Genomic DNA, 2,026 nt, shown 5'->3' with positions numbered 1-2,026 from the left:
GGCCGCGGGAGTACCTGAGCGCCAGCCAGCCGCTGGTGCGGCTCGTCAACGAGCTTACCAAGCAGCAGGAGTACACCCAGGTCTACATCCGCAAGCCGGGTTTCTCCCTCACCCTGGGGCGGAGCACCAACGGAGAGGCGGCGGAAGAAGCCGCCAGTTAGCGTCCTTCGACTTCGCTTCGCTACGCTCAGGACGAACGGAATGTTGGTTCACCACTGTTTCTGCACCGTTCGTCCTGAGCGTAGCGGAGCGCCAGCGAAGCGAAGTCGAAGGACGCGAATATCCGACCGGCTCCCGGTCACCGAGGAACACCATGAGCGAAGTCACATTCGTGGACACCACGCTGCGCGACGGCAACCAGAGCCTGTGGGCGTACAACATGAGGACCGGGGCCATGCTCGAGGCCATCGAGGGCATGGACCGGGCGGGCTTCGAGTCCATGGAGTTCTTCAGCGCCACCATGATCAAGAAGTACGTGCGCGAGCACAAGGAGAACCCGTGGCACTGGATCCGGGAAGGCACCCGGCGCGCCCGCAACACCGCGCTGCGGATGCACGGCAGCATCCGGGGCGGGCTGGAGAAGAAGCCCACGGCAGTGGCCAAGCTGGTGGTCAGCCACCTGGTGGATAACGGCATCCGCCTGACGCGCAACTCCAATCCGTGGAACGACTACTCGGTGTTCAAGCAGGAGGTGGACGACCTGCGCGCGCTCGGCATGGACGCCGTGGCGAACATCATCTACTCGGTGTCGCCGCGGCACACGGACGAGTACTACGCGCAGAAGGCCCGGGAAGCCGCGGCCCTGAAGCCCTACCGGATCTGCTTCAAGGACGTGGGCGGCATGCTCACGCCGGAGCGCACCCGCACCCTGGTGCCCATCGTGCTGGAGAACATCGGCGATACGCCGGTGGAGTTCCACGCCCACTGCAACAACGGGCTGGCGCCGCTCAACTACCTGGAAGCCATCAAGCTCGGCATGACCACCATCCACACCAGCGTGCCGCCCTTGGCCAACGGCTCGGCCCAGCCGTCGATCTTCAACATGCTCAAGAACGTGCGCGCCATGGGCCACACCGCGTCGGTGGACGAGAAGGCGCTGGAGCCGGTACGGGAGCATTTCACCTTCGTCGCCAAGCGGGACGGGCTGCCGGTGGGGGCGCCGAGGGCCTTCGACCAGTCCGTCTACAGCCACCAGGTCCCCGGCGGCATGATCTCCAACTTCGTGCACCAGCTCCGGCTGGTGGGCATGGAGGACAAGCTGCCGGCGGCGCTGGAAGAAGCCGCGCGGGTGCGCGAAGAGTGGGGCTATCCCATCATGGTGACGCCGCTGTCCCAGTTCGTGGGCACCCAGGCGGCCATCAACGTCATCATGGGAGAGCGCTACAAGCAGGTCACCGATCAGTCCATCCAGTACGCCCTTGGCATTTGGGGGCGACAGGGCGCCGAGTACATGGACCCCGAGGTGAAGGACCGGATTCTGGGCCGCCCGCGCGCCAAGGCCTGGGAGAACTGGGAGCAGCCGGACCCGTCGCTCAAGGAGGTGCGCGCGAAACTCGGCGGGCCGTCCATGTCCGACGAGGAGATGATCATGCGGGTGTACGCGGGGGACGAGGCTGTGGACGCTCTGCAGAACGCCGGCCGGCCGCGGGAGTACCTGAGCGCGAGCCAGCCGCTGGTGCGGCTCATCAACGAGCTCACTCGCCAGCAGGAGTACACCCAAGTCTACATCCGCAAGCCGGGCTTCTCGCTTTCGCTGGGAAAGACGACGGCGGCGGCCGGCGATCCTTCCTGAACCGCCGCCGGCAGGTGTGATCGGCGCGCGCCCGTCAGGCTTCCGCCACCATCGGCGCCGGCACCGCCATGTCGTAGAGCCGCGCCACGTTGTCCCTCAAGAGCTTGGCGCGCACGTCGTCCGGCAGGTGGCCGAGATCCCGCGCCACCACGTCCCGCGAGTGCGGCCAGGTGGAGTTGGCGTGGGGGAAGTCGTTGGACCACATGCAGTTGTCGTGCCCCCACCAGACCAGGT

The 2,026-nt window shown here is 66.5% G+C and carries 2 protein-coding genes; one reads left to right on the top strand and one right to left on the bottom strand.

Annotated elements, in window-relative coordinates; all coding sequences use genetic code 11:
• Positions 1 to 313 precede the first annotated feature (313 nt).
• On the top strand, positions 314 to 1,792 hold the full coding sequence (locus OXU42_08700) for a hypothetical protein (GenBank protein MDE0029460.1): 1,479 nt from the start codon (positions 314 to 316) through the stop codon (positions 1,790 to 1,792).
• A 34-nt stretch (positions 1,793 to 1,826) separates the two neighbouring features.
• Here OXU42_08700 and OXU42_08695 read toward each other — a convergent pair.
• A partial coding sequence (locus OXU42_08695; GenBank protein ID MDE0029459.1) for an amidohydrolase family protein occupies positions 1,827 to 2,026 on the bottom strand: 200 nt, incomplete at its 5' end.

The organism is Deltaproteobacteria bacterium, assembly GCA_028818775.1.
Lineage (GTDB): Bacteria > Desulfobacterota > Binatia > UBA9968 > JAJDTQ01 > JAJDTQ01.
This window is presented reverse-complemented; position numbering and strand designations above follow the sequence as displayed.

What these genes read in the sequence shown, in the direction of transcription:
- OXU42_08700 (MDE0029460.1), top strand. Translation starts at nt 314, where the DNA reads ATGAGCGAAGTCACATTCGTGGACACCACGCTGCGCGACGGCAACCAG.